Annotated in this window: 4 protein-coding genes and 1 riboswitch; of the genes, 3 read left to right on the top strand and 1 reads right to left on the bottom strand. The window is 63.5% G+C overall.

Annotated elements, in window-relative coordinates; translation table 11 throughout:
• Together ACH2A7_RS12410 and ACH2A7_RS12415 are read left to right on the top strand one after the other, a co-directional pair.
• A partial coding sequence (locus ACH2A7_RS12410; protein ID WP_394962251.1) for a hypothetical protein occupies positions 1-199 on the top strand: 199 nt, incomplete at its 5' end.
• Positions 200-300: 101 nt separating this feature from the next.
• Positions 301-1515, top strand: coding sequence for a dicarboxylate/amino acid:cation symporter (locus ACH2A7_RS12415; RefSeq protein ID WP_394962252.1), 1215 nt, complete (start codon positions 301-303; stop codon positions 1513-1515).
• 66 nt (positions 1516-1581) lie between these two features.
• On the opposite strand, the gene ACH2A7_RS12420 is transcribed toward ACH2A7_RS12415, so the two are convergent.
• Entirely contained in the window at positions 1582-2133 is a 552-nt protein-coding gene (locus ACH2A7_RS12420) for a folate family ECF transporter S component (RefSeq protein ID WP_394962253.1), read from the bottom strand.
• Positions 2134-2269: 136 nt separating this feature from the next.
• Positions 2270-2371: riboswitch (THF riboswitch) on the bottom strand.
• A 138-nt stretch (positions 2372-2509) separates the two neighbouring features.
• Here ACH2A7_RS12420 and ACH2A7_RS12425 point away from each other — a divergent pair.
• Positions 2510-4216, top strand: a complete 1707-nt coding sequence (locus ACH2A7_RS12425) for a M3 family oligoendopeptidase (protein ID WP_394962254.1) — start codon at positions 2510-2512, stop codon at positions 4214-4216.
• The last annotated feature ends 328 nt before the right edge of the window (positions 4217-4544 follow it).

Here is a 4544-nt window from a genome sequence, read left to right on the forward strand (position 1 = left end):
CCTGCGGATTTCTGCAGACCCTTCATCACGGATGCGCAAAATCGGTTTTATTGTTGTCCTTTTGCGGGGGTGCCTTTCCTTCCGCGCTCTTTTTCTGCCCGGCGGCGCGACCGGCTCGCACAGCGCCCCGCCGGACACCCGCCCGGACCCGCGGCTGACGATTGCGATAAGAATAAATGACCTTGTGATGAATTATTGACACAAAATGCGAAAGCGGATACAATGGGATGACAAACCGGAAGCGGCCGTCCCCAGGCCCTCGCCGGCAAACAAACACACAAACAAAGAGAGGATCTTCGCATGAAAAAATTCTTGACAAGCCTGCCGGTGCGGCTGCTGCTGGCGATCATCGCCGGCATCGCGCTGGGTCTGCTCATCCCGCTCATCCCGAACCAGGACATCGGCAACGGTGTGATGCAGGTGGTGGTGACGCTGAAATATATCATGGGCCAGCTCATCAACTTCTGCGTGCCGCTCATCATCATCGGCTTTATCGCGCCCTCCATCACCAAGCTGGGCAACAGCGCCACCCGGATGCTGGGCGTGGCCATCGCCATCGCCTATGTCTCCAGCGTGCTGGCCGCGCTGCTGTCCATGACGGCGGGCTTTGCCATCATCCCCAACCTGAACATCGCCAACTCTGCCGAGGGCCTGCGGGAGCTGCCCGCCGTGGCCTTCCAGCTGGATATCCCCCAGATCATGCCGGTCATGAGCGCCCTGGTGTTCAGCGTGCTGATCGGCCTGGCCGCCGTGTGGACCAAGGCGGACACCACCACCAAGGTGCTCATTGAGTTCCAGAACATCGTGCTGGATGTGGTAAAAAAGGTGGTCATCCCCGTTCTGCCCTTCTTCATCGCCGCCACCTTCATGGGTCTGGCCTGGGAGGGGTCCATCACCAAACAGCTGCCGGTGTTCCTGATCGTCATCGTCATCGTGATGGTGGGCCACTACATCTGGCTGGCCGTGCTGTACGGTGTTGCGGGCATTTACTCCGGCAAGAACCCCTGGGAGGTGCTGCGCCACTACGGCCCCGCCTACCTCACCGCCGTGGGCACCATGTCCAGCGCCGCCACTCTGGCCGTGGCGCTGCAGTGCGCGGGCAGGAGCAAGGTGCTGCGCAGGGATATGGTGGACTTCGGCATCCCGCTGTTTGCCAACATCCACCTCTGCGGTTCCGTCCTCACCGAGGTCTTCTTTGTCATGACCGTCTCCAAGGTGCTCTACGGTGAGCTGCCCGGCCTGGGCACCATGATCCTGTTCTGCGTGCTGTTGGGCGTCTTTGCCATCGGCGCGCCCGGCGTGCCCGGCGGCACCGTCATGGCCTCCCTGGGCCTGATCATCGGCGTGCTGGGCTTCGGCGAGGACGGCACCGCCCTGATGCTGGCCGTCTTCGCCCTGCAGGACAGCTTCGGCACCGCCTGCAACGTCACCGGCGACGGCGCGCTGACCCTGATGCTCACCGGCTATGCCGAGCGTCACCACATGGAGGAACAGGCCGCGCCGGTGGACCTGTGATCCCCTGCGATCCAAGAGAAAACACCGCCCCCGGCCGTGCAGGCCGGGGGCGGTGTTTTTGCAGTCTTATACGGCGGCCCGGCGGCGGGTGTGCTCCGCGGCCTTCAGCGTGCCGTACAGCAGCGCCGCGTCGATGGGCAGCTTGATGATGTTCTTGATGATCTTCACCGAACTGAAGATCACAAAGGCCCGGCCGTACATCAGGTGCAGCCACAGCGGGGTGAGCAGGAAGTTGATGAGCAGCGTCACCGTCAGGCAGGCGCCCACCGCCAGCGCCGGGCGGGGCCGGCGCTTGTAGAACCACAGCCCATAGAGGAAGCCCAGCAAAAACTGGTTGAAGGTAAAGCCGAAGAAAAAGGCGCCGTTGGGCCGCAAAAAATAACTCAGCAGGTCCACCGCCACCCCGGCGGTGCCCGCCACCCACGGCCCGCACAGCGCGGCGCACAGCGCCGTGGCCAGAAAGGCGAAGCCGATCTCCAGCACCGGGCTCACCTCCAGGGTGAACACCCGGTCGATGATCACGGCGGCGGCGGTGAGCAGCCCCGCCAGCACCAGGCTGCGGGTGCGGCCAAACTCGGCCAGGCTGTCCACCAGTTGAACTTTCAGGGGAAAACGCATACGAAAAACCTCCTTCGACGGGCCGCGGAAAGCGGCGGCTGCGATTGCCGCACAATTGAAAGAGGCCCGGCGGACAGGGTGCAAAAAAGCGCGGAGCGCCCCTTTGCAGACCCGGCCCCGCGCGTTACAGTTATGCAGCAGCGGGATGCAAAGCCGGCACCGCGGGCCCAAAAGGCCCTTCGTCCGCCCCGCAACTCCCCGTCGGGTCGGCACTTGACGCGCAGGCTTTTACTCTGCATGCCCCATTATACCCTCCGGCCCATTGTTTTACAAGGTACGACAGCAAAGAAATTTGAATTGTTCACAAAAACGGTGTACACTATTTGTATAAGCCGCCCGGCGGCTCACAAGTTTACAAGGAAAGAGGGGGAACCCATTGAAATTTTCCCAGATGCCCTATACCCGCCCCAACGCGGCGCTGACCGTGGAGCGCTACCGCGAGATGGCCCAGCGGGCCGGCGCGGCGGCCTCCGGCAAGGAGCTGGTGGACCTGTTCCGGCTGCACACCCAGCTGGACGACGCCTTTGCCACCGCCTACCGCCTGGCCCAGATCCGGCACACGCTGGACACCCGCGACCAGTTCTACGACGCCGAGAACGACTTCTTCGACAACGCCGCGCCCGAGGTGGGCAACGCCCAGCTGGAATTTTACCGGGCGGTGCTGGCCAGCGAGCACAAGCAGGCCCTGGCCGAGGCCTACGCCCCCATCCTGCTGGACAAGATGGAACTGGCGGTGAGCGCCGCCTCCGACGAGGTGCTGGAGCTGATGCAGCAGGAGAACGCCCTCTCCAGCCGGTACCAGAAGATCAAGGCCGGCGCTGCGGTGGAGTTCGACGGCAAGACCCTCACCCTGCCGGGCCTGGACCCCTACAAGCAGAGCCTGGACCGGGCGGTGCGCAAGGCCGCCTTCGAGGCCGAGGGCGGTTTCTACGACCGCAACCGGGAAGAGCTGGACGACATCTACTCGAAGATGATCGAAAACCGCAACGCCCAGGCCCGCAAACTGGGCTACGACAGCTATGTGGACCTCTCCTACAAGCGGATGGGCCGCCTGGGCTACGGCCCCAAAGAGGTGGCCAGCTTCCGGGAGCAGGTGGCCAGGTATGTCACCCCCCTGGCCCACGAGTCCATGCGGGCCCAGTTTGAGCGCACCGGCATCGCCGACGCCAGGTTCTACGACACCACCGTCTCCTTTGCCGACGGCAACCCCACCCCGGTGGGCACCGCTGACCAGCTGCTGGCAAAGGCGGTGCAGATGTACACCGAACTCAGCCCCGAGACCGCCCGCTTCATCCGCTTCATGACCGAGAGCGAGCTGTTCGACCTGGTCAGCCGCCCCGGCAAGGCCACCGGCGGCTACTGCGAGACCATCCCCGCCTACGGCGCGCCCTTCATCTTCTCCAACTTCAACGGCACCTCCGGCGACGTGGACGTGCTCACCCACGAGGCGGGCCACGCCTTCCAGGCCTGGGTGGCCGCGGGCCAGGGCATGTGTCAGGAACTGGCCAGCCCCAGCATGGAGAGCTGCGAGATCCACAGCATGTCCATGGAGTTTTTGACCGCGCCCTGGCACCACCTGTTCTTCGGCGGGGATCAGCGGGCCACTGCCAAGTACGCCCTGGCCCACGCCGAGGACGCCCTGACCTTCCTGCCCTACGGCTGTATGGTGGACGAGTTCCAGCACATCGTCTACGCCCAGCCCCACCTCACCCCCGACGAGCGCAACGGCGTCTGGCTGGAACTGGAACGCAAGTACCGCCCCTGGAACGACTTCGACGCGCTGCCCTTCTACGGCCGGGGCGCGGGCTGGCAGCGGCAGCTGCACATCTACGAGGCCCCCTTCTACTATATCGACTACTGCCTGGCCCAGATGGCCGCGCTGCAGTTCTTCGCCGCCTCCCTGGCGGACCGGGAGGACGCCTGGCAGCGGTACCTGGCACTGGTGAAGAAGGCCGGCTCCGACACCTACGCCGGCCTGGTGAGCGCCGCGGGCTTCGCGGTGCCCTTCCAGGCGGGCGCCATCGAACCGGTGGCAAAGCAGGTGGCCGACTGGTGCGCCGAAAAGAACCGGGAACTCGCCTGATCCGTTTCCTTTGCCGCCCCGGCTTTTTGCCGGGGCGGATTTTTATTGTATGATGTATAGAAGGCCGCCGGCCGGGCCATCCTCAGGAGGGCGGAGGAAAAAATCAAAAAACTTGAAAAAGAGGGTTGACTTTTTTCTTTCATGCTCGTATAATACTGTCTTGCGCCCCCTGGAAGGGAGCCGGAGAACACCGGCCGCCAAACGGGCCGCCTCAAAAAATCGCAAAAAGGTCTTGACAAACAAAACCTGACGCGATATAATAAACAGGCTGCCTCACGAAAAGGCGAGGCGCAGAGGACCTTGAAAATTGAACAATAAGAAGAACTTG

It is taken from the genome of Candidatus Allofournierella merdavium (genome assembly GCF_944382735.1).
Classification (GTDB): Bacteria; Bacillota; Clostridia; order Oscillospirales; family Ruminococcaceae; genus Allofournierella_A; species Allofournierella_A merdavium.